Here is a 22,206-nt window from a genome sequence, read left to right as displayed (position 1 = left end):
AATTCTTGACATATAATATATTATAAATGATAAAGAAAACCAGTTAATGAAGATCCTTAAATTAGTAGCTATGCGTTTGGAGTGTGATATTAGAGGTCGATACATAGTCAAAGGTAAATAAAATGAACATTTTGACTTTTAATAAGGAGTCTTGATGAAAATTCTTGTTGTTGATGACAATCAGGAAGCCCGATACATGCTGGAATTACTTATGAAAAGCAATGGTCACGAAGTGGTCTCAGCAGTAAATGGTCTCGATGCTTTAAAGAAACTGGAACAAACCAATTTCGATTTAATCATCAGTGACATCCTTATGCCGGAAATGGATGGTTTTCAATTTTGCCAAATTCTAAAGAAAGATGATGTCCGGAAGAATATACCTTTCATTTTCTATACAGCTACCTATGTAGATAAAAAGGATGAAGAATTTGGTCTGAATCTGGGAGCTGATCTTTTCCTGAAAAAGCCAATGGAACCGACTCTATTGCTGCAAGAGATCGAGAAGATCCATGAAAAACTTAAAACGGGAAAATTTTCACCATCGAAGATAACCCTGAAAAGAGAAGAAGATCTATATAAACTCTATAACGAAAGACTGATAAAGAAACTCGAAGATAAGATCGACCAATTGGAAAAAGAGGTTGAACATCGTATTCGCACTGAAAACGAATTACAAAGAAGCGAACAGCGATTTAAGGTCCTAACAGAAAATTCTCCAGTAGGTATTTTCCGCACGGATTCGGAAGGTCTCACTACCTATGTTAATCCACGGTGGAGTGAAATTTCCGGTCTCTCTGCTCAGGAAGCTATGGGAGAGGGTTGGCTTGCTGCTGTTCATCCGGACGATAGAGAAAAATTATCCGTTACCTGGAAACAGGCTACAATAGATCATAAAATTTCTGTTTCTGAATATCGATTTATCCTGAAAGACGGCACCATACATTGGGTATTGGGACAGGCCGTTCCGAAAAAAGACAAAGAAAACAACATTATCGGTTATATTGGTACGATCACAGATATTACAGAGCGAAAACGAGCTGAGAAAGCCCTACATGAAAGCGAAATGCGGTTTTCAGCTTTTATGGAAACACTACCGATTACAGCATTTATAAAAACTGCCGATCATACAGTGTTATATGTTAATAGTGAAATGAAAAAACGTTTTGGTGCGGATGACTGGATTGAGAAATCTCTGTTTGACATTTTCCCTCAGGTTGTTGCGAAAAGACTGGCTGATGCAGATAATAAAGCCCTAAAAAATGGTTATAGTATTGATGTTCATGTTTTACCAGACAGCAAGAATAGGAATCGAATATGGGAAACCCATACGTTTCGAATTGATCGAGAAGATCAAGAACCATATATAGCAGGTTTTTCTTTAGATATTACAGATAGAAAGCAGGCAGAAAAGAAGATCAAAGAGAGTGAGATGAGATATCGCACATTGTTCGACACTGCTGGTGATGCTATCTTTATGATGAAAAGAGACCGGTTTGTTACCTGTAATGAGTCGACAATTCAAATGTTCGGATGTGATGATAAAAAGGATATATTAGAACATTCACCATGGGAATTTTCTCCACCTTTTCAACCAGATGGACAAGATTCAAAGGAGAAAGCCTTAAGTTATATCAATGCTGCACTCGAGGGAGAAACTCAACTTTTTTACTGGAAGCACATTAAGAAGGACGATACTCCTTTTGATGCCGAAGTTTCTTTAAATAAGCTGACTCTCGAAGATACAGACTATATTCAAGCAGTTGTAAGAGATATAACACAAAATAAAAAATTAGAAAATGAACTCAAAGATTCTGAGTTGCGATATAGAACATTATTTGAAAACTCAAGCGAGTTCCTCTTTACCCTGGATATTAAAGGTAATTTCACTGATGTGAATAAAGCAGCAGAAATACTAACTGGTTATACCAAGTCAGAATTGCTCAAAATGAATTTTAGAGACTATACGAGTAAAAAGGATCAGAGAAAACTCTTTCGTGCATTTCATGGTGTTTATCAAACAGGCGAACCCATACACAATCTCTTAGTTGAAGCTATTATAAAGGATGGTTCAAAAAGATATTTTGAGATAAGCATAAGTTTGTTACGAAAAGGAGAAGAAATTATTGGTGTTCAAGGTAGTTCGAAAGATATAACGATGAGAATGGAAGCGGAGTTGGCTCTTCGTACTAGTGAAGATAAATTATCGAATGCTATAGAGATTGCCAAACTTGGTTATTGGGAATATGATGTTCTCAATGATATGTTCACATTTAATGATCAATTTTACAATATTTATAGAACAAATGCTGAAAAAGTTGGTGGTTATACAATGTCTTCAGAACAGTATGCCAAACAGTTTGTGCATCCTGATGACATGTCAATGGTAGGTGATGAAGTTAAAAAAGCAATTGAAACAAAAGATCCTCATTTTAACCGCCAGGTCGAGCACCGTATCATGTATGGAGATGGAGAAATTGGTTATATTGTTGCTCGTTTCTTTGTTATAAAAGATGATAAGGGAAGAACTGTTAAAACTTTTGGTGCAAATCAGGATATTACAGAGCGTAAACGAGCAGAGAAAATCCAGGAAACGATGTTCAATATCTCAAATGCTTTAAATACGACAGAAACAATGTATGATCTTTATCGTAAAATAAAGGAATTTCTTGGAAATGTTATTGATACGACCAATTTTTATATTGCTCTATACGATGAAAGTTCAAATGAAATTTCACTTCCTTATGTTATTGATGAAAAAGATGTATTCAAGGCATTTCCCGCAGGTAAGACATTAACAAAATATGTTATCCAGATCGGGGAACCTCTGTATGCATCTGAGAAATTGCAAAATGAACTGACACAAAAAGGATTGATTGAAATTCTTGGTACACCTTCAAAAATCTGGCTTGGTGCACCGTTACAAGTAGACAATAAAGTGATCGGAGTGATTGCTGTTCAAAGCTATGATGATCCTAAGCTCTATAAAGAAAAGGACCTTGAAATTCTCTCCTTTATCTCAGAAGAAATCGCGCTTGCAATCAAACATAAACTTGCAGAAGAACAAATCCGAAAAGAATTAAAAGAGAACAAAGTACTTCTTGATGAAATTCACCATAGGATCAAAAATAATCTACAGATGATATCCAGTTTATTACAATTGCAGCAGGATACCATTTCAACAAAGGACGATGCGATTAAAAGTTTTGAAGTAAGCCAGGACAGAATACGCACGATGGCTGAAGCATATGAACTTCTATTACAGGCAAGGTATATGTCTGGCATAAAACTCGGTGAGTATATTAGGTTAATTACAGAACAGCTGAAGCGTAATTATGATCCAAATGGCAAAGTCAAGATATCTTACTCTTTGGATGAGGTTGCATTCAGTACGGAAAAATTGAGTAAGCTTGGATTGATTGTAAATGAGATAGTGACCAATGCGATAAAATATGCATTTGATGGAAGAGATAACGGGAAGATAAATATCATCCTGGAAGATTTCATAGACCATATAAAGATCATAATTTCAGATGACGGAATCGGCATCCCGAAGGAGATACAGATACCAAATTCGACGACACTCGGTTTATCACTTGTCGATATGCTGATGGGAGAGTTCAATGGAACCTATTCAGTAGATATCAAGAACGGGACTCATTTCACATTACTGATTCCAAAGCGCAAATTGAACCATGATAACCATTGAGTATCGTAGAAGAATTAAAATATTAGGTTTAATTTTCACATATTCTTGACATAATTTTTAAACCTATTACCAATCCATGCAATCGTCATCGGCATTTAGCTGAAATACTACAAGAAGGAGTAACGATGGACGAACAACTATCGATTGGTAACATCATTTCAAATGGTTTCTCCTACGGTTTTAAGAATATCCTCAACTTATTGGGGGCAATCATTCTCTGGATAATCACCATTTGGATTCCTTATCTTAATATTGGAACAACGATCGGTCTTGTCGGACTGGTTGTACACATGAGTAAGGGCGAACCTTTCTCCCCAACAGTTATTTTTGATGCAAAATATCGAAAGAATTTCGGCGAATTCTTCCTTTTGGGCGGCTTCTTGATGATCGGTATTTATTTTGCTTCTATGCTTATGATCATTCCCGGTATCGTATTGCAGGTCGCCTGGGGACAGGCATTCTATCTTTTCCTCGATAAAGGTATCAAACCTCTCGGAGCTCTGAGAAAAAGCAATGAGATCACCTATGGCAAAAAGTGGAATATCTTCCTCGGAGAATTCATTTTGATGGTCATCGTCATTATCATTTTTGTTATTCTCGTATCGATCTTCTATAAGATTTGGGGATTTCTTGGCGGTCTCTTCACATTCATTGGTATAGTATGCATGATTGCAATCGGTATGGGTGTGAAAGCATATATCTACAGCGTTCTTTCAAAAGACATTGCGCCGGAAACTGAAACTGCGTAAACGACCAACAACCGAATAATTTTAGAGAGGAATGAAAGTTCCTCTCTTCTTATTTTTATGAAAAAAATTACTCATATTATCTTTGATCTGTCCGAAGTACTCGTTTCCGGACTTGTGGGTATAGAGGAAGAGATAAGTTCATTAACAGGAGTTCCCCAAGATCAGATACTCAGAAAATTTGGTGGGAACAATCTTATACTACTCTGTAAAAATAAAATGACAGAAAATGAGTATCTAAACAGGCTGATCAAACGCGAAAACTGGTCTTGTTCGAAGAAACAGCTTGCAACAATTATCAGAAATAATTTTCATCATATTTTTGATTGTATGGATGACTTGATCGTAAAACTATCAGAGGAATATACCTGTATCCTCTTGAGCGATCATGCAAGGGAATGGATCGAATATATTGAAGAATATCATGAGTTTCTCAAGATGTTTAAGTATCGACTCTATTCGTTTATGACAGGTCATATCAAAGACGAGGAGCACAATTTCCAAAAGATCCTGAACGATTTGCATATCAACGCACAGAACTGCATTTTTATTGATGATTCAGAATCAAACATATCCACAGCAAAAAAATGCGGTATCCATAGCATTCTTTTCCAGGGGCATGAAAAACTGGTATCTGACCTGGCACGATTGGGTATTCATCCATGAATCATTCGGAATACCTGAATATACTCAAAGAACTTTTTTATGCAGGAATTGAAGCTGTTGAGCCAACCTCTTTAATACATAATTATTTAAATTTAGAAAAAAATACTCTTATTCTCAAAACAGAGAAAGATTATAAATTGTTCAATCTTGATACATTCGATGAAATCTACGTTATTGGCGCAGGCAAAGCAAGTGAATCCATGGCTGAAAGGATATATGAAATTCTTGGTGATTCAATAAAAAGCGGTTTGGTCGTAACAAAAGAAGCAAAATATTTTAATATTGGTATGATCCATGTTATGGAGGCAGGGCATCCTTTTCCGGATGAGAGGAGTGTCAATTGCGGGACTACATTGCAGGTTATGGCTCATAGAGCAAAAGAGAAAACATTGTTTATCTCTCTTATTTCTGGAGGAGCATCTGCTTTGGTCGAAGTACCAAGAGTTGATTTCGCAGATGGAGAGGAAGTAAAACTTTCTCTCGAGGATATTGTCGAGGTGAATAAGCTCCTTCTTCATTGCGGTGCATCGATCGAAGAGATCAATTGTGTGCGTAAGCATATTTCAATGATCAAGGGTGGGTATCTTTCTGCATGGATGTATCCTGCCACAGCACTCAATCTCATTCTTTCGGATGACGAACTCGACCGGATCGATGTGATAGGCTCAGGACTGACCACCTATGATGAAACCTTTTTTGAGGATGTACTCTGGATCATTGAGAAGTATGATATCAAAGAAAAAATGCCCGAAAAGGTCATGAAGATCTTTGAGTGGGGTGTTAATGACAAAATTTTAGAAACACCAAAATCCGAAAAACTTGTTTTTGATAAAACAACGAATGTGATCATAGGGAACAATGCAAAAGTATTGAATGCTCTTAAAAATAGAGCGAAGGAATTGGGTTTCACGTCTATTGTAATAGATAAATGGATTAAAGGAGAAAGCCGTGCTGCAGGCAGAGAGCTTTACGGAGAAGCACTTAAGATTAAATATGACAAAATCCGAAAAAAACCGGTTATACTTATAAGTGGTGGTGAGACAACAGTGAATGTTCAAGGTGGGGGAAAAGGTGGAAGGAACCAGGAAATGGCATTGGCATTTCTTGAGGAAATGGAAAGAAATCCTGGAGATTCGCAAGGAATATATTTTCTTTCTGCGAGTACAGATGGCAATGACGGACCAACCGATGCAGCAGGTGCTTTTGCATCCTCGGAAATCGCACAGACTGTAAAATTAAAAGGTATCTCAATCAGTGAATATTTGAGCAGGAACGATTCCTATACATTTTTCGATTCCTGCGGTTATTTGTTCAAAACGGGATATACCGGTACAAATGTATGTGATGTTCAGATCGTGTTGATCACATAATCCCGATTTTTGTAAGCTCCTTCATCATTTGTTCATAATCGATAACATGAACTGCTTTCATGCCGATCTCTTCTGCAGCAATCACATTTTCATAATTATCATCCAAAAAGATAACTTCTTCCGGTACAAGATCTAAATAATCAAGCACATGGACAAACGATTCTTTCTCCGGTTTGCGGAAACCGATCTCATTTGATGAAAATATTTTCTCAAAATAAGGAAGAATCGGCGTACACATTTCCTGCCACATGGGAACGTGTATTTCATTCGTGTTCGATAACGCAAATACTCGATAATGTTTACTCAGATTATGCAGAAGCTCTGAAATACCATCCCTGATCTTTATCAAGATCATACTCCACCCTTCATCAAATTGCTGTGGAGTAAGTTCAATTTCAAGACATTGAGTAACATGAGATCTAAAAAAATCAGGAGATATCTCACCGCGTTCGAATTGTGCATAAACATCATCAAAGGGGAAGCGAAGATATAACTGTCCTGGTAGTATTCCGTTGACCTTTGCCCAGTAATCGCAGGCATTTTTTGGGGAAATATCAATGATGACATTACCGAGGTCAAAGATAAGAGCTTTGTATTTTCGGGAGGGCATTACTTGCTTTTGCGTTTAAATTTGAACAAGTGCGGATATGCTTTGAAAGAGGGTACAAGATGACGTTTTTTTCTTCCAGGTATTGCCCATTCGCTGATAGCTCGAACATCCTCAAATGTGTAAAGCGCGTTCTCGTTATATTTTCGTATTGCTTCGATAACAGATCTAATATCCTTTCTTTTGATAGGGATAAAGATGATCTCTACTTTTCCGTCGTTTGCTTCTGCAGGAACGTGGGTCACACGATAGCCAAGTCCGCGGAAATACACTATCAGTTCCTTTGCTTTTTTCATCGTGATGATACGAAGGAGAACGATTCCCATTGCAAGTTTTTGTTCGAGAAGGATTCCCACGAAATTGCCCATAGCAAACCCGCCGGCATAAGCAATATAATTTGTGATATTCGTAAGATTCTGCATGATCTGTCCGATCACCACCAGCCAGATGAACACTTCAAAAAAGCCGATGATGGGAGCAAGGAACTTCATCCCCCGATTGACAAAGATGATGCGGAGCGTGCCCAGCGAAACATCAAAGATACGAGAGAGAAATATAAGGAGAGGAAGTAGGCCGTATGAGATCAATCCAGAATCCGTAAACATAATTATATTCCTTCTTTTTGTAGCATATGATCGATCGTTTTTGCTGCACGATGTCCATCAGCAATGGCGCTGATTGCATCTTTTGTTTTGTTTGCAATGTCGCCTGCAGCGAATATTTTTGGATCGTTTGTTCTGCAAAATTCATCGATCTTCAATTGATTCCTTCTGCTGAAAAGTGCTTCATAATGCATTGGAAGGAATGAAAAATCTGCACCTTGACCGATTGCCGAGATCACCATATCTACATCGATCGAATGTTCTTTACCTTCTATGAGAACAGGCCGTGGTCTCTTTTCGTCTCCCTGATCGACCATTTCTGCCAAACCAAAGATAAAACGAAGCTTGTTATCCTCAGTTTGTTCGATACGAAGTGGTATTGCTTGTGTGATAAACTCCACTTTTTCATGCTCCGCATCGATGATCTCTTCTTCGTCAGCAGGCATATCCTCGATCCTTCTTCTATATAAAAGTGTGACATCTGCACCAAAAGTTCGAGCGGTTCGTGCAGCATCCATGGCGACGTTTCCGCCACCGATCACAGCTACTCTATTTCCAAAATATACTTTTTCACCTCTCGTTACCATATCAAGAACTTCAAGTCCTGAGATGTTGCCGGGCAGTTCTTCTCCGGGAATTTCCATCTTGTAGGGAGTAAGTAATCCGACTGAAATCAAGACTGCATCAAATGAAGTATATACCTGTTCGAAAGTGATGTCTTCACCTACACGGGTATTATACTGAATGTTTATACCGAGTGAAAGAATATATGATATGTCTTTATCAAGCTGGTCATAGGGGAGACGATATTCAGGGATTCCGTATCGCGTCATGCCGCCTGCATAGTCTTTGGCTTCATAAATTGTAATATCATAACCCAATAATCGCAAATAATAAGCAGCGCTCAAACCGCCGGGTCCAGCCCCGATAATGGCGACATGCTTTCCGTTTGAATCTATCGCGACCAGCATTGCTTTTGCATAGTCATCAAGCTCAACCTGATCTGCAAGGTATCGCTTGAGCCATCGGATCGAAATAGGATCACCGGAATGACCTAATGCGCAAACGTCCTCACACTGGTGTGTGCAGACACGTCCGCACATTGCAGGCATAGGATTGGTCTCATACATGAGCTTAAGACCGTCTTTTATATTGTTTTCTCGAACAGCTTTAATATATCCGGGAATATCCATATGAGCAGGACAGGTAGCGGTGCAGATTCCACATTGGATACAACGGTCAGCTTCTTTCTGGGCTTGTTCTCTTGAGTATCCTTTAACCATTTCAAGGAATGATTTAACACGCTCATCCGGAGGTAGCATTTCCATTGTAACACGCTCAGGATCAACAATATGATATGATTCTTCTCGTGTATAACCTTCCTGTACATTATCCCATGGTTTATTTTCTGCACCCGGTATAAATCTGAATACTTCTGCATCAGTGTCTATCCATAAATATTCGTTGCTCATAGAAAGCGATGTTGTCGGGCAGATGTCGACACATAGTGCACACCAGCAGCAGCGTCCGTAATCAATCCTCGGACGTAATCCGCTGTCACCTTTGGTTGTTTCAATGCCTTCCACAGGGACCATGTCGATTGCATGATTTTGACAGATCGAGGAGCAGGTTCCGCATCCTATGCATTTTTCAAGATCATTCTTATGAAATCCTCTATATCGTGAAGACCCGGGTCTTTCATCCAGAGGTTTTGGAACTGTAAAGGGTTTTTCAAATGCGCGTTTCCATACATAAAAAGGTGAAATCCAGTCTTTCAATTTCATGATTACCTCTCGATTTCTGGTGGGCAGGTATGAAGGGAGACCATCAGTCCTGCGAGGTCGGCCAGGTTCGTTCCGACAGCCAGTTCTTCCAAAACTGCGATTGCATGGGTATAACTTGGTCCACGTACTTGTACTCTTCTTGGATATTCAGAACCATCGGAAACCATGTAATAACCATATTCTCCCCGTGACGCTTCAGCCCGAATATACGTTTCGCCGGCAGGAATTTTCCAGTGAAGCGGATTGGGTATTTGTGTATACAATGCTCCCTTTTTCGGTATCCTCCTAGCAATTTGTCGTATGAGAGACACACATTGCAGCATTTCCTGAAAGCGTACGTATGTTCGTTCAAGAGCATCAGATTTTGTTCCTGTTATCACAGTGAAATCCAGCTGGTCATATGCAGCATAGGGTGTGTCCTTTCGGATATCTCTTACGAATCCTGCTGCACGTGCATTCGGTCCCACGATGCCATATTCATCGACCATGTCTTGTGAAATAATACCGAGTCCTTTTGCTCTTTTTTTGAAAATTGCATTGTTGAGCAGGGCAATTTCTACATCAGCGAGTACCTTTTCCACACCTTTCATTACATCTTCAACATGTTCGAAAAAGCCTTCAGGAACATCGCCACGTACACCACCCGGAACGATATACATGTGATACACTCTTCCTCCTGTTAATTCTTCAAAAAGGTCGAGAATGTAATCGCGCTGGGCGACAGTCCATTGGGCAATCGTACCCATTCCAAGAGAACCTGCCTGACCGCCGATCCACATAAGAAAACTCGCCAGACGAGACATTTCAAGGGTTAGCGTTCTAAGCCAGAGTGCTTTTTCAGGAACCTTAATACCTGCAAGATCCTCAACAGCAGCAGCAAAAACATATTCGTTCGTATCAGGTTCGGGCACACAGATTCTGCATACGATAGTGAAGCATTGCAAATATTTCCTTCGTTCCATCAGTTTTTCAAATCCGCGATGGAGGTATCCGACATGAGTTTTTAGATCAACAACTTCATCTCCGCTAAGTGTCACTTCCAGAGCCATATTACCGGTAACACCCGGGTGTTGAGGACCCTGCCAAACCTTCAAAAATTTCTGAGAATCAAGGTCTATGATCGGTTTTCCATTGACGATAGGGGGAAATTTATCTCGATTAAAATCTTCCATAAAACCTCTGTGATTATTCCGGTTCCTTGTCCGGGTACAGCTTTTGTTTCATATAATTTTGAGGATCGTAATGTTTTCTTCCGGAGCGGGGAAAATAGGTTTCCTGGGAGTATTTCAGCGTATCAAAATCCTTGCGCATTGGGGGAATGTTCTGCCAGCCTTCAAGAAGGAATGGTTTGTCAACATCGGGACTTCCCGGGAAATCGATACCGAACATCTCACGAATTTCGCGCTGATAGGTTCTCGCTTGTGCCCATATTGTATGGATTGATTCCATGACCGGATTCTCTCGCTGAACATGAACACGCACTCCGATATCTGCATGTAACGAGTAGTTATGAAGAAGATATGTAAGCTGGAATGTTCCGTTCTCGATATAGTCGACTGCACCGATCATCACGAGATGCGAGAAGTTTTCATGCTGTTTCAGATGGGTAATAAACGGTATAACATTGCTCTTTTCTACTGTAATGAATATAAGATTATCACGTTGATAGGTAATTTCTTTAAGGGAAAATCTATCGGATAATCTTTGGAGTAATTCTTTCATTTCTTTACCTTCTACCAGTTAAAATCTGGCATATTCCAATCTTTGATGATCTTTTTCTGATTTGCTTTGTACCATTCAAAATTTTTAATATAATCATTTGCCTTTTCTGCTTTTCCCTGCATAATACGTTCCTGGAGTTTTCTCAAACCGGCTATAATGGCTTCGGGACGAGGCATACAACCCGTAACATAGACATCGACCGGAATGTAATGGTCGATTCGGTTGATCGTGTTATAAGAATCAAAGTACATGCCGCCATTGATCGTACAGCTTCCAAGTGCAAGCACAAATTTCGGGGCTTGTATTTGCTCATAACTTCGAACAATACGCTTCAGTGTCTTAATCGATGCATACCCTCCGATGATGAAAACACATGATTGTCGGGGAGTTGGTCTGGGAGCCATTCCATAACGAAACATATCAAAACGAGCAGTCATCAGAGGACGAAGCTCGATTGCCCCACAGCCGGTTCCAAATCCTAATATCCACAATGATTGAGCCCGAGCCCAGTTAAGGAACTTTTCAATGAAGCCCTTGAGTGGTTTAACTTCCTGAGGATATGTATCACAGAAGTAGTCGCGTTCAAAATCCGGTAAATCAGTATTTAGTAATGATTTATGTTCTTTTTTCATAAAAAAATCCTTAAATGATCAATAATATAATTGAGATCAGTGCGATAACTGCAGGAACGGACAGGAAAAATTTGATCGATTGATCTACTCTGAATCGCGGGAACGAAACACCGACGATCACAGATATCATATAAATAGCAAAGGTCTTGATGATCATGGCAAAGATATTTGTCGCTCCACCAAAGAAGAGGTTCATGAACAGGACGAGTTTTGCTGCATTAAAAATACCTCTGTTCGTTTGCATAAGACCAAGATAACTGCCGTGAAATTCTGTAGGTGGTCCGATGGGAATTTCCTGTGGTGCAAGCACAACGCTGAAAGGATTATGCATGTTCATGCCAAGAAGAGCGATAAGTGCAGCGATCGTTGCCAAGGGATTCGTGAAGATCGTCCAGTTGAGGAATCCTCCCTGCTGAGCCATTATAATCGCAGTGATGTTCAGGGTCTTATATTGTATTGCAAGCGCAATAATGGATAGAGCAAAAGGAACTTCGAATGCAGTCATCTGCGCAAGTCCGCGAGCAACACCGATCGCACTGTAGGGATGACCGCTCTCTCCAGCCCCCAACGCCATACCAAGCTGTCCGAAAAATATGAAATACATAACCAGCAAAACGTCGCCTGAAACACTGAAATTGCTGAAAACAGTTGAACCGATAATGGCAGGGATGAACAAATATGTACCGATCCCGCCTGCTATCCTGAAGACTGGTCCCAGGAAGAACATGATGCCGTGAGCGACAGCTGTCCTCTTTCCATATGTTTTGATAATATCGATGAACGGCTGCCAGAAAGGAGGTCCTATCCTTCCCTGCACGCGTGCATAGATTTTGCGAACAACTCCATTCAGTGTGAGTCCCCAGATCGTTATCACCCCAAGGGAGATGATTGCATAGAGTATTTTGAGAAGAAGGGGAGTATCCATTACTTACCTCCCATGATGAAATAGAGGACAACGAAGTAGATCAGGATATGAAGGATATATGTTTGACCATTGCCGGAATAAATCTGTCTGATCGTTCCTCCAATCGACTGGATCCATTCTCCAACACTATTCCAGAATCCTGTCACCAACGGTCGTACAAATGTTCCGAGAGCTCGCTTGTAATGTGCATAAAAATTATGTGCAAAATGTGTTGTCGAAGGAGTAAAAGGTCTTTCGGCAGCATAAACAATGTTGAACTGTTTTACCTTTGTCACTTTACCAATAGATACGATCAACCAGATGAGCGGCAGCATAAACACACCCATTGTCACGTACATGACAAGGTTGCCATTCCAGTATCCCAAACTGCTGTACAGTGTGTTTCCCTGCCATTGAATAGTTGCAGGAAGATATGGATTGATAAAACTACTTAATGGTTTGATGATCAAACTCGGGTACATCGATATTGCCATAATTGCGAAAATAAATATAAATTGAGGGATTAAAATAAATAGCGATGCTTCTTTGATGTCTTTATGCTGCGGTTTTAGTTGCCCAAGAAAAATAGTATGAATCAGGCGGAAAAGATAAAGGAAAGCAATTGCACTGGCGAAGAAACTCAAACCTGCCTGAAAATACCACCCTTTCTCAAGAAGTGAGGTATAGATAAGCCATTTTGCGCCAAAACCCGATAGCGGCGGTACGCCTGAAAGTGCAATAATTCCAATAAGAGCAGAGATGAAAGAGAAAGGCATTTTTTTGATCAATCCTCCCATTTCGTACATATTCCTCGTTTTAACTCGTGAAATGATTCCAGCAACAGCAAGAAGTATCATGCCTTTGAAAAAGAGGTGGTTTACAGCTAGATATAAACCTGCAACCCAACCAAGATGAGACATTGCAGCAAGGCAGAGAACGATATATCCAAGCTGTCCCATACTCGAATATGCGAGAAGATATTTCACATCCTCCTGGAACACTGCCATAAGAGCACCAAAGAAAATCGTAAAAATGCCGATCCATCCAAGCATACTTGTAAGTAATGCAGAGTGGGACATGTTCATGTTGAGGAGGAAGAGAAGCATTAGTAATATCCCGAATATCCCGGTTTTACTCATGATAGATGACATGAAAGATGTCGTATCATCCTCTGCTTCTGCATATGAACCGGGAAGCCAGATATGAAGTCCAATAGCTCCGACCTTAATAAGAAAACCGAGAACAATCAGGATGAAGGCAGATATTGGAAGTATGTTTGCAGAAATGGGAATTGAGCCTAAGCCGGCGAGCGAGAACTCAATATTGTGGGCATAGCTTAATCCACCAAGCAGCAGATAAGCGCTGGCAAGGGAGAACAAAATAAAAAGCAGTGATGGTTTTTCTGCGTTTTTACCGCGAAGAACAAGCATATAAGCCGAAATCGTCATGATCTCCCAGGCAAAGAAGAATTCAAGAGATGTTCGTGCAACCAGCATCGAACCCATCGATACAATCAATCCAACGAGGAAGGGAAAGAAACCTCTTTCCAACTCCGTTCTGTTCATTGTCGCAATAAGCTGGATGAAGCTTCCTGCAAGAAATATGAAGGCAAAGATCAAGCCGAGTCCTGAAAGCATTGGATAGATGTAGTAAGTGTATCCTGCAATAAGTATCATTGAAATAAGAGCTTTGATCTTGGATGGAAGAAAATCGAGTACATACAGAATCAAAAATCCTAATACCGGAAACATTGGAAGAATATCAAATCTATATATTTTTATGGGAATTCCGAGTGATATGGCGATCAAAGCAATAAAGAAAACGATCAAAGGTACCTCTTTATAAACTGGGGCTTTTACTGGATTTGAAACACTTTCTGCTTTTATAGTTTTTCCGAACCATCTAAAAAGATAGCATGCTTCAAACAGCGAACCGAGTAATATCAGAATTATCCAGATATGCAGTTTTGAGAGCGCAAGGTACCGTACCAGTTCCCACTTCGCCCAGAAATTCGGGAAAGGTGGGATGCCGATAAGAGCACATATAAAAATTCCGAACATGATGAGTAATCCGGAATGATGTTTGAGAATTCCCCACTCGTTAATAAGCCGTTTCTTTATAATACCGGCAATCCAGAACAGACCGGCTTTCGCGATGAAATTGCTGATAAAGATACTAGCAATGATGAAAAGTGAAGCCGAGGTTTTGATATGCAGATATCTCGTCAGTGCTGTAACGGTAATAAGCAAACCTATCTGTGCTACTGATGAATATCCAAGGAGACGTTTTGCATCAGTTTGCCTGAGACCAACAAGATTTGAGAAAAGGAAAGAGACTAGACCGATCCCTGCAATGTACGGCAGGTGTGCATGAGAAATAAGCGGAAGGAGTTTATAGAGAGCAAAAAATACACCAGCTGAGTTTACAACTGCGATGATCGAGACAATTCCGGAGGTTGTCGATTGATATACATCGAGAGCCCAGCCATTTGCAGGGAAGGGTTTCAGTTCGATGATCAATGACGTGAAGAGTGTGAAAACAGAGAGAAATCCGATTGAGGTAGCAAAGAGACTTTTCTGCGCTATGATTTGATCGATATTTAAGGTTCCGGTTGCATGATATATAAATATCGTGCCAAGGAGGAACAATACTGACGCAAGTCCGCTGGCGATCATGTATTTAAAACCCGAAGCAAGTCGCAGTTCGTTCTCTTTCAGGGTGATCATAGCATAGGTCGAGATCGATGAAATTTCCATGAAAACGAACAAGTTGAACAGGTCGCGGGTCATTACCATACCGTTCACTCCCATGATCATCATAAGATAAAGGATGAGCGGATAAATTTTGGATTCAGAGAATGTTCTCTTAAGATAAAGAGCGCTGAGAAGTCCTGCAAGATTGACCGAAAAGAGAAGAAATGCTTCTTCCATACCCATTCGCAAATTAATTGAAAGAGGTGGTTTGAATCCAGCAGTGAAGATCATGACCGGCTGCTGAGAAGAAAAAATAAACCTGTAAAGCCACTCTCCTGCGATAAGCGTTGAAACAATTAGAATGACATAAAAGATCGAAAGAGAAAGATTTCTATGAACTTTGTCAAACAGAGCTAAAAGGAATGCTGCCCCAAGAAAGAGGATAAAAATCAAGATTGGTTCTACCATTTCAACTCCCTGTAATCTTCAATCGACAAAGATCTTTTATGTTTGTAAAGTCGAACGATATAACTGAGCATAAGTGCTGTTACTGCGAGCCCTATAACGATGGCAGTAAGAACAAGTGCAGAAGGAATGGGGTCGACAACCTTCTGGACTGCATTGCCGGGAGTAACCATCTTATCTAAAATTGGTGCGGTTTTTCCCTTCAAGTAGCCAATGGTAACGATGATGAGATGTATGCCTGTATCGATTATAGAAAAGCCGATGACGATCTTAAAGAGATTCTTCCGAGTCAACATTCCCCAAAGACCTATTATGAACAGCACGAAACCGAGGATCAATGTATATCTCATTCTTCTGCTCCTCTCAAGCTGTCCAATATATTACTGAGTTCCGAGCCGACTTTTAGTCCTATAAACGAGTAAATCAGTGGAATTGCGCCGGCACTCAACAATTTACCAAGTGTGCCAAGAGGAAGGAAGCGGGGATCGAGAAAACTACCGAGTAAGATCAATCCAAGTAACCCAAGCAGCACATAGATTGCACCCGAAAGTGATTCAACCCAATGCAGAATATTATGATTGAATTGAAAATGTATATTTGAAAGAAGGAGAAGAAGGAATGCAGATGCAATGATAACACCTCCCTGAAAACCACCACCCGGTGTGAGATGTCCGTGAAGAAAAATATACACGCCAAAAAAGATCACCAGCGGAAACAGGAATGATGCTCCTGTCGAGAGAATCTCAGAAGCAGGACGCTTTTTAACTTTGCCGCTCTTTTCATGCTTTCTTCGAAGCAGAAAACCAACTCCGGCAGTCGCAATGAACAGAACCGTAACCTCGCCAAGGGTATCGAGTCCACGGAATGTGACAACAACCCCAGTTACAATATTTGCAGCCTTGAGATCCTTGGAGGTGGTTTCGATATAATCTGATGAGAGAGAATTGAGTGAATCCTTCAAAACAATATTTTTCACAAAAGGAAGAAAGATGACAACAATGAGAATGAGAATTGCAATGATCAGTATGCGCTTAATCATCATCCACCTCCCTGTTGATCTTCTTTATTCTGCTGAGGGCATAGAGGAAGACTATTGTTGTAAGTCCCGAACCGATTGCAGCTTCGGTCATTGCTACATCAGGTGCAGAAAGAATGAGATAGATGATGCTCGCAAGAAGACTGATCACACCAGAAGCAATGATCGCAGTAAGGAGATTCTTTGACATCACAGCAATGACGGCAGCAAGGATCATGATGATTCCTAAAACAATAATAAATGCAATGATCATGTTCGAGCTCCTTCCTTTTGTTCATCATCCCGGAGATTATCCCGTACTGATTTTTCAGTCAGCTTCACACCAGCATGATGGGCTGCACGTGCAAGCGCATGAGATGAAATTGGATTCGTAAAAATGATAAAGAGGATCAAAATAATAATCCTGCCGATACATCCGCATTCAATATATGAAAGACCAAGTCCAAGAAGGAAAAGCATGCTTCCCAGCGTCGTAGCTTTTGTTCCTGCCTGCATTCTGTTATACACATCGGGCATGCGCAGGATCCCGATCGAACCAAGAAGCAGGAACAGCGAACCGATCAGTGTTATAATTGCGCCGATAATATCGAGGAGATTCATTAAATCCCCCTTTCAATGTAACGGGCAACAGCGATAACACCAAGAAAACTGATAAGTGCATAGACCGTTGCAACATCAAGATAAATGATCTTCATCGACCTCGATGCAATAAATGCGATCAAAGAAATACTGATGATGGTCATGGTGTCCAACGCAACAGCTCTATCCGCAGTGGTCGGTCCAATGATCATTCGAATAAATGAAAGTGCAAGAGCTCCAAGCGCTATGTAACCAGCAATTGAAATAATAACTTCAGCCAAAGATCACCTCCAGGTATCGTTCAAAACGAGAAATGATTTCTTTGCTTGTATCTTCAATATTTTCAGTAGAAATATTGATCCAGTGAATGTAAAAAAACTCGTCTTTTGTTTCCACTGTTAACGTGCCAGGGGTTAGAGTGATTGAGTTTGCAAGAATGAGACGCCCCATTTTTGATTTCAATTTTGTTTTCACTTTCACTATGCCGGGATTGATCGGCAAAGTGGGGCTGGCTACTCGGGATGCAACATCAAAATTAGATTTTAAAAGCTCGATGATAAAAATGAAAATATAAATAATGCTGTATACAAAAGATTTGGGGGTTAATTTAAACTCTTCGAATGCCAGTGTTTGCGAATTATAGATCACCGTAATAAGGAGTGCAACGACTGCACCAGCAATGAGTTCCTGAGTTTTGAATCCTGTAAGAAGGAACCAGATGAGGAAAAGAAAGATAAAAAGCAAAACGCTTCTTTTAAAGATTCTCATAACACCTCCGGAACGAATAGCTGCCTTTAAAATTTCGGGAAAAATAATGTATTGTTACAATCATTTATGATAAACTCTTTCCACCGATGCCAAAGTTCTCACGTGGAACTTCATCAATTCGGACATAGATATATTTTTCGTTTTTTCCTGTAATTTCGGACACAACTTCTGTCAATCTTTTAATCAAAAGCTGTTTCTTCTCTTTTGATAATTCATCGGCATTTTCCAAAGTTATGATCGGCATATTTGCTCCTTAGTTTGCCTGCTGACGGGCATCGAGTTCTGCCCATTCTTTTAATAATGCATCAAGCGATTTTTGCAATTCATTTCTTTCTTTATATAGTTCGAGTAATTTCTCATAATCACGACCAAATACTTCGATATCCTTCTCGATCTGCGCTGTCTTTTCTTCAATAATTTCTACTTGCTTCTCGATTTCATTGAGTCGCCTTATTCTGCTTTTCTCTTCATTGGCTGCTTTTCTTCGAGACTCGTGATCGAGTTGAGAATCAGGTTTTTTTTGCATAACGGGTTCTGGATGAAAAGTGGAAGAATTTTCAGTTTTCTTCTGTTTATAAAAATCGTAATTTCCGAGATATTCATGCAGTGTATGATCTTCAAGCTCAAGAACTTTGTGTGCGATCTTATTGATAAAATACCTGTCATGTGATATGAAGAGAATAGTACCTCTGTACTCGGAAAGCGCTTCTTCCAGCATCTCCATCGAATCGATGTCCAGATGATTTGTCGGCTCATCAAGAAGCAGCAGATTGGGATTACGTTTCATGAGAACACAGAGCTGGAAACGAACCTTTTCTCCACCGGAAAGGTTTCCAAGTTTTTTAAATACATCATCACCAAAGAAGAGGAATCTCGCAAGTGCTGTACGGGCTTTGTCTTCATGCATCGGGAACATTCTGCGGTATGCGTCGAGAATGGGCTCGTTATCATCATCAAATTGAACTTCCTGTTCAAGGTATCCAATATTCAGGCGCGAGCCAAGTCTGACCTCTCCTTTATCAGGTTGGATTTCATTCATAACGATCTTGAAGATGGTTGATTTGCCTGTTCCGTTTTTGCCGAGAATACAAATATGATCTTGATAATACACAGAAAGTTCCAGATCATGAAGCACCTTTTGTGTTTCATATGTTTTACTCACATCATGGAGTTTTATCACATCATTACCTGAACGTTCTGTGGATGAAAGGTTGAGTCCCATTTTTTTTGCTTCAGTCGGTTTCTCTATTCGCTCGATGCGTTGCAGCCGACGTTCCATATTCATTGCTTTTTTGAACATGTCGGGATTGTCTTTCCGTGTTCCCCAATCCCGGAATCGTTTGATCGCTTCTTCCATCGCTTCGATCTTCTTTTGCTGGTTCTTATAGGATGCAAATTGGCGTCGAATTTCTTCATCCCGCAATTCAATATATTTCGAGTAATTGCCTTTATAGGTCTTGGCTTTTCCATCCTCGAGTTCGACGATCTTCGTCACGGTTGCATCGAGGAAGTATCTGTCGTGTGCAACGATAATTGCGCTTCCTTTATATTGTGATATAAAATCTTCCAGCCATTCGATGGATTCGATATCAAGATGGTTCGTCGGCTCATCGAGGAGCAGCACATCAGGATGGTTAAGAAATATCTGCCCGAGCATAACACGTGTCTTTTCGCCACCGCTGAGAGAATTATAGTCTCTATTAAGCATTTCCTCAGTAATTTTAAGACCGGTACAGACAATTTCAAGTTTTACATCGATATCATAACCCTCAAGGTGCTCAAAACGCAGCTGCTTCTTCTCGTATTTGGACATGAGTTTCTGTTGAGCTGAAAGATCTTTAGTTTTGGAAATTTTCTGTTCAAGCTCTCGCAACTCGCGGCGCAGATCGAAGATATGCTGGCAGGATTGTTTGAGAACATCGATGACCTGAGTGCCGTCAGTATAGACGGGAATTTGTTCGATATAACCGATCGATGCGCCATGTGCTATGCTTATGGAACCTGCATCTTGCTCTTCAGAGCCGGTAATCAGACGGAAAATGGTTGTTTTGCCGCTGCCGTTCCTGCCGATAAGCCCAATCTTTTCACCATGAATCAACTCGAAGGAGAGATTCTTCAGGACGTCATATCCGCCAAAGGATTTTTTGACTGCATTCAGGGTAATATCTTTCATATCAGTATGAAGTAATGTACGTGATATTTTGGGTGTGTCAAATCTTAAAGGTCATAATGAGATTCTATTCGCGATTTCTGATTTTTCATAATTAAATACTTCTCTATTCAAAAATTATTTCTTTTAAAGAAGGGGCTCTTTATGAATTAATTTAGTCAAGACTTTTATATTTGTAAAGGCTCAAAAGAAATATCTTACTCAACTGGTATTATCCGCATACAAAAAAACAAAGGTTCTATCCTTGAAATAAGGAAATCACTTCACCAATTAAAAAAATCACATTTCTCATGAATTCTTATCTTGACAATTATCCTTAGAAAAAATGTCTTAGTAAAGTAGTATTTTAATTCAAAAAGTTTTTGATGTGAAAATTAAAAATAACATGTGGGGAAACATGAAAAGAGTAAGTTATATTGTGATGGCATGCATATTGGCACTATGCTGGTTTGCATGTGATAGAACAACCGATTCAGATAACACACCACCAACGGTAAAGATAATTCATCCTTTGAATAATACCATAATTTACAAAGGATTGGTTGATACGATCCGAGTTCAAGCTACTGACAATAAGGAAGTACTTTCTGTTCAGATTTATATTAATGATCAACTCGTTTGTATCGATGAAGAAGAACCGTATGAATATGAATGGGATACTGAGAATTCCAAGAATACTGAGTGCACGATCTATGCAAAAGCTGTCGATGCAAACGGGAATTATGCTTTCTCCGATCCAATAAATGTATATCTGACAGTAACCGGAACAGTAACCGATATCGATGGGAATGTATATAATACGATAAAGATAGGCACTCAATGGTGGATGACAGAGAACCTGAAAGTCACTCATTATCAGAACGGTGACCTTATCCCTGAAGTAAATGATTTGAACGTTTGGGATACACTTCAATCCGGTGCTTCATGTATTTATAATGGAGATCCTGCGAATGAAGAGATCTATGGACGATTGTATAATTTTTACGCTGTTGAAGACGAACGCGGACTCCCACCAGAAGGATGGCATATTCCCTCAAGAGGTGATTGGGAAGTATTATGCGAGTTTCTGGGAGGAGGGGACATTGCTGGTGGTAAAATGAAGACAACCGGTACTCTCGAAGCAGGTACAGGATTATGGCTGGAACCCAATTACGGTGCAACCAACGAGAGTGGCTTTTCAGCTCAACCTGGTGGGGGTCTTTATGCAGGTTGTATAGGATTCGGTGCTTATTTTTGGTCTACTTTCATTGATGATTATGGTGATAATGTTGGTTATGAATTGCTTCATAATAGATATAGATGTAGGGAAGACATTTTCGACATGGAAGCGGGATTATCTGTACGATGTGTTATGGGTAACCAGATTAACTACCCGCCTGTCCCTCCCTATGATCCATATCCGGAGAACCTTAGTGATTCGATCTACATTTTTGTTACCCTGGATTGGAGATCTGAAGATGTTGATTATGACCAGATCTTTTATGATGTATATGTGGGGATTGATGAAAACCCTCCTTTGCTCTATTCTGATTTGGAAACAAGTGAAATCCATGTAGATTCACTCGATTATAATATGACCTATTATTGGAAAGTAGTTGCAAGGGACAGTTATGGAAATGAAACAGAGGGGGACGTTTGGCAATTCACAACAGAACCAATATACATTGACATTATTATTCCTAATGCTCAATCATCGTATGAGCCTGGAGAACGATTGTGGATTGTTGGAAGAACTAACTTAATAGATGAAACAGTT

The 22,206-nt window shown here is 39.9% G+C and carries 21 protein-coding genes; 5 read left to right on the top strand and 16 right to left on the bottom strand.

The annotated features are described in order from the left end of the window. Nucleotides 1-154 precede the first annotated feature (154 nt). From JW794_07060 to JW794_07045, 4 genes are all read left to right on the top strand, one after another. On the top strand, nucleotides 155-3,706 hold the full coding sequence (locus tag JW794_07060; GenBank protein MBN2017866.1) for a PAS domain S-box protein: 3,552 nt from the start codon (nucleotides 155-157) through the stop codon (nucleotides 3,704-3,706). A 125-nt stretch (nucleotides 3,707-3,831) separates the two neighbouring features. Next, nucleotides 3,832-4,455 carry a hypothetical protein gene (locus JW794_07055; GenBank protein MBN2017865.1) on the top strand — a complete coding sequence of 208 codons (624 nt, stop codon included), beginning with the start codon at nucleotides 3,832-3,834 and terminating at the stop codon, nucleotides 4,453-4,455. Nucleotides 4,456-4,512: 57 nt separating this feature from the next. Then, nucleotides 4,513-5,118, top strand: a complete 606-nt coding sequence (locus JW794_07050) for an HAD-IA family hydrolase (GenBank protein MBN2017864.1) — start codon at nucleotides 4,513-4,515, stop codon at nucleotides 5,116-5,118. Beyond that, nucleotides 5,115-6,488, top strand: coding sequence for a DUF4147 domain-containing protein (locus tag JW794_07045; GenBank protein MBN2017863.1), 1,374 nt, complete (start codon nucleotides 5,115-5,117; stop codon nucleotides 6,486-6,488). Before JW794_07050 ends, JW794_07045 begins: the two co-directional genes overlap by 4 nt. Here JW794_07045 and JW794_07040 read toward each other — a convergent pair. From JW794_07040 to JW794_06965, 16 genes are all read right to left on the bottom strand, one after another. Next, the gene (locus JW794_07040; protein ID MBN2017862.1) at nucleotides 6,481-7,098 is read right to left on the bottom strand and encodes an HAD family phosphatase; all 618 of its coding nucleotides are present in this window, start codon (nucleotides 7,096-7,098) and stop codon (nucleotides 6,481-6,483) included. The two genes, JW794_07045 and JW794_07040, sit on opposite strands and share 8 nt — an antisense overlap. Beyond that, nucleotides 7,098-7,700, bottom strand: a complete 603-nt coding sequence (locus tag JW794_07035) for a DUF2179 domain-containing protein (protein MBN2017861.1) — start codon at nucleotides 7,698-7,700, stop codon at nucleotides 7,098-7,100. Before JW794_07035 ends, JW794_07040 begins: the two co-directional genes overlap by 1 nt. Nucleotides 7,701-7,702: 2 nt before the next feature. Beyond that, nucleotides 7,703-9,481 carry an FAD-dependent oxidoreductase gene (locus JW794_07030; protein MBN2017860.1) on the bottom strand — a complete coding sequence of 593 codons (1,779 nt, stop codon included), beginning with the start codon at nucleotides 9,479-9,481 and terminating at the stop codon, nucleotides 7,703-7,705. A gap of 2 nt (nucleotides 9,482-9,483) precedes the next feature. Next, nucleotides 9,484-10,653, bottom strand: coding sequence for an NADH-quinone oxidoreductase subunit D (locus JW794_07025; GenBank protein ID MBN2017859.1), 1,170 nt, complete (start codon nucleotides 10,651-10,653; stop codon nucleotides 9,484-9,486). A 13-nt stretch (nucleotides 10,654-10,666) separates the two neighbouring features. After that, the gene (locus JW794_07020) at nucleotides 10,667-11,203 is read right to left on the bottom strand and encodes an NADH-quinone oxidoreductase subunit C (GenBank protein ID MBN2017858.1); all 537 of its coding nucleotides are present in this window, start codon (nucleotides 11,201-11,203) and stop codon (nucleotides 10,667-10,669) included. An 11-nt stretch (nucleotides 11,204-11,214) separates the two neighbouring features. After that, nucleotides 11,215-11,835: an NADH-quinone oxidoreductase subunit NuoB gene (gene nuoB / locus JW794_07015; protein MBN2017857.1), complete on the bottom strand. Its 621-nt coding sequence runs from the start codon at nucleotides 11,833-11,835 to the stop codon at nucleotides 11,215-11,217. A 10-nt stretch (nucleotides 11,836-11,845) separates the two neighbouring features. After that, a complete protein-coding gene (locus JW794_07010) occupies nucleotides 11,846-12,760 on the bottom strand; it encodes an NADH-quinone oxidoreductase subunit H (GenBank protein MBN2017856.1) in 915 nt (304 codons plus the stop codon). After that, nucleotides 12,760-15,900: a hypothetical protein gene (locus JW794_07005; GenBank protein MBN2017855.1), complete on the bottom strand. Its 3,141-nt coding sequence runs from the start codon at nucleotides 15,898-15,900 to the stop codon at nucleotides 12,760-12,762. The genes JW794_07010 and JW794_07005 overlap by 1 nt, the downstream gene beginning before the upstream one ends. Further along, on the bottom strand, nucleotides 15,894-16,247 hold the full coding sequence (locus JW794_07000) for an NADH-quinone oxidoreductase subunit K (protein MBN2017854.1): 354 nt from the start codon (nucleotides 16,245-16,247) through the stop codon (nucleotides 15,894-15,896). Before JW794_07000 ends, JW794_07005 begins: the two co-directional genes overlap by 7 nt. Next, entirely contained in the window at nucleotides 16,244-16,936 is a 693-nt protein-coding gene (locus tag JW794_06995) for a sodium:proton antiporter (protein MBN2017853.1), read from the bottom strand. Before JW794_06995 ends, JW794_07000 begins: the two co-directional genes overlap by 4 nt. Continuing rightward, complete coding sequence (locus tag JW794_06990; protein ID MBN2017852.1) at nucleotides 16,929-17,186, bottom strand: DUF4040 domain-containing protein; 258 nt, start codon at nucleotides 17,184-17,186, stop codon at nucleotides 16,929-16,931. Before JW794_06990 ends, JW794_06995 begins: the two co-directional genes overlap by 8 nt. Next, nucleotides 17,183-17,533 (bottom strand): Na+/H+ antiporter subunit G, encoded by a 351-nt coding sequence (locus JW794_06985; GenBank protein ID MBN2017851.1) that lies wholly within the window; start codon nucleotides 17,531-17,533, stop codon nucleotides 17,183-17,185. Before JW794_06985 ends, JW794_06990 begins: the two co-directional genes overlap by 4 nt. Then, nucleotides 17,533-17,793: a cation:proton antiporter gene (locus tag JW794_06980; GenBank protein ID MBN2017850.1), complete on the bottom strand. Its 261-nt coding sequence runs from the start codon at nucleotides 17,791-17,793 to the stop codon at nucleotides 17,533-17,535. Before JW794_06980 ends, JW794_06985 begins: the two co-directional genes overlap by 1 nt. Further along, nucleotides 17,786-18,280 carry a Na+/H+ antiporter subunit E gene (locus tag JW794_06975; protein ID MBN2017849.1) on the bottom strand — a complete coding sequence of 165 codons (495 nt, stop codon included), beginning with the start codon at nucleotides 18,278-18,280 and terminating at the stop codon, nucleotides 17,786-17,788. The genes JW794_06980 and JW794_06975 overlap by 8 nt, the downstream gene beginning before the upstream one ends. Nucleotides 18,281-18,344: 64 nt before the next feature. After that, on the bottom strand, nucleotides 18,345-18,524 hold the full coding sequence (locus JW794_06970) for a 4-oxalocrotonate tautomerase family protein (protein ID MBN2017848.1): 180 nt from the start codon (nucleotides 18,522-18,524) through the stop codon (nucleotides 18,345-18,347). A gap of 9 nt (nucleotides 18,525-18,533) precedes the next feature. Then, on the bottom strand, nucleotides 18,534-20,453 hold the full coding sequence (locus tag JW794_06965; GenBank protein MBN2017847.1) for an ABC-F family ATP-binding cassette domain-containing protein: 1,920 nt from the start codon (nucleotides 20,451-20,453) through the stop codon (nucleotides 18,534-18,536). A gap of 394 nt (nucleotides 20,454-20,847) precedes the next feature. Here JW794_06965 and JW794_06960 point away from each other — a divergent pair. Continuing rightward, nucleotides 20,848-22,206 (top strand): hypothetical protein (locus JW794_06960; GenBank protein ID MBN2017846.1); only part of this gene is annotated, 1,359 nt, incomplete at its 3' end.

It is taken from the genome of Candidatus Cloacimonadota bacterium, assembly GCA_016932035.1.
GTDB lineage: Bacteria > Cloacimonadota > Cloacimonadia > JGIOTU-2 > JGIOTU-2 > Celaenobacter.
The sequence above is the reverse complement of the archived record's forward strand: the minus strand, read 5'-3'. Positions and strand labels throughout refer to the sequence as shown.

Bases quoted from the DNA above. Each gene is read 5' to 3' on its own strand.
- JW794_06985 (MBN2017851.1), bottom strand. From the start codon at position 17,533: ATGAATCTCCTCGATATTATCGGCGCAATTATAACACTGATCGGTTCG.
- JW794_07000 (MBN2017854.1), bottom strand. From the start codon at position 16,247: ATGAGATATACATTGATCCTCGGTTTCGTGCTGTTCATAATAGGTCTT.
- JW794_07035 (MBN2017861.1), bottom strand. From the start codon at position 7,700: ATGTTTACGGATTCTGGATTGATCTCATACGGCCTACTTCCTCTCCTT.
- JW794_07005 (MBN2017855.1), bottom strand. From the start codon at position 15,900: ATGGTAGAACCAATCTTGATTTTTATCCTCTTTCTTGGGGCAGCATTC.
- JW794_07020 (MBN2017858.1), bottom strand. From the start codon at position 11,203: ATGAAAGAATTACTCCAAAGATTATCCGATAGATTTTCCCTTAAAGAA.
- JW794_06965 (MBN2017847.1), bottom strand. From the start codon at position 20,453: ATGAAAGATATTACCCTGAATGCAGTCAAAAAATCCTTTGGCGGATAT.
- JW794_07030 (MBN2017860.1), bottom strand. From the start codon at position 9,481: ATGAAATTGAAAGACTGGATTTCACCTTTTTATGTATGGAAACGCGCA.
- nuoB (MBN2017857.1), bottom strand. From the start codon at position 11,835: ATGAAAAAAGAACATAAATCATTACTAAATACTGATTTACCGGATTTT.
- JW794_06975 (MBN2017849.1), bottom strand. From the start codon at position 18,280: ATGAGAATCTTTAAAAGAAGCGTTTTGCTTTTTATCTTTCTTTTCCTC.
- JW794_06970 (MBN2017848.1), bottom strand. From the start codon at position 18,524: ATGCCGATCATAACTTTGGAAAATGCCGATGAATTATCAAAAGAGAAG.
- JW794_07050 (MBN2017864.1), top strand. From the start codon at position 4,513: ATGAAAAAAATTACTCATATTATCTTTGATCTGTCCGAAGTACTCGTT.
- JW794_06995 (MBN2017853.1), bottom strand. From the start codon at position 16,936: ATGATTAAGCGCATACTGATCATTGCAATTCTCATTCTCATTGTTGTC.
- JW794_07010 (MBN2017856.1), bottom strand. From the start codon at position 12,760: ATGGATACTCCCCTTCTTCTCAAAATACTCTATGCAATCATCTCCCTT.
- JW794_07055 (MBN2017865.1), top strand. From the start codon at position 3,832: ATGGACGAACAACTATCGATTGGTAACATCATTTCAAATGGTTTCTCC.
- JW794_07045 (MBN2017863.1), top strand. From the start codon at position 5,115: ATGAATCATTCGGAATACCTGAATATACTCAAAGAACTTTTTTATGCA.
- JW794_07025 (MBN2017859.1), bottom strand. From the start codon at position 10,653: ATGGAAGATTTTAATCGAGATAAATTTCCCCCTATCGTCAATGGAAAA.
- JW794_07040 (MBN2017862.1), bottom strand. From the start codon at position 7,098: ATGCCCTCCCGAAAATACAAAGCTCTTATCTTTGACCTCGGTAATGTC.
- JW794_06990 (MBN2017852.1), bottom strand. From the start codon at position 17,186: ATGATCATTGCATTTATTATTGTTTTAGGAATCATCATGATCCTTGCT.
- JW794_07060 (MBN2017866.1), top strand. From the start codon at position 155: ATGAAAATTCTTGTTGTTGATGACAATCAGGAAGCCCGATACATGCTG.